The 555-nt window shown below is 30.5% G+C and carries 1 protein-coding gene; it reads right to left on the bottom strand.

The window, feature by feature from the left end:
• Positions 1-555 (bottom strand): ABC transporter permease (locus tag FUA24_RS24575; RefSeq protein ID WP_187388391.1); only part of this gene is annotated, 555 nt, incomplete at both ends.

A 555-nucleotide genomic window follows, 5' to 3' on the forward strand; every position in this document is an offset into this window, starting at 1 on the left:
TAGGCTACTACCCATGCATAATTAGGCAGTTTCTCTTTAAAAAAAGAAACTGGATACATTACCGCAGAAACATACATAAGTAACTGCAAACCAAAACTAATTAGCACTCTTAAATCTCTATACTTAGTTATTAATGATGAAATAATCATACCCAAGCCTAAACCTAGCATTCCCATAATGATGATAATTAAAGGGAATAAAAACGTATATCTATTTAATGAAATTTGTGCGCCTTGGTGGTAATAATATATGTAGAAACAACCAAAAACAAACAACTGGATACCAAATTTTAATAAGTTTGATATTACAACCGATATTGGTACTATAATACGCGGAAAATACACTTTACCAAAAATACCCGCATTGGCAGAAAATGTATTGGAGGTAGACATAAAGCATACTTTAAAATAGTTCCAAATGGTAATACTTGCCAAATTGAATAAAAAAGGAGGCACTGTACCTGTAGAAATATTTGCTACATTATTAAAAATTAATGTAAAAATTATAGAGGTAAATAAAGGCTCTATTAAATACCACAAAGGCCCCAAAATGGTT

The organism is Seonamhaeicola marinus (assembly GCF_008085455.1).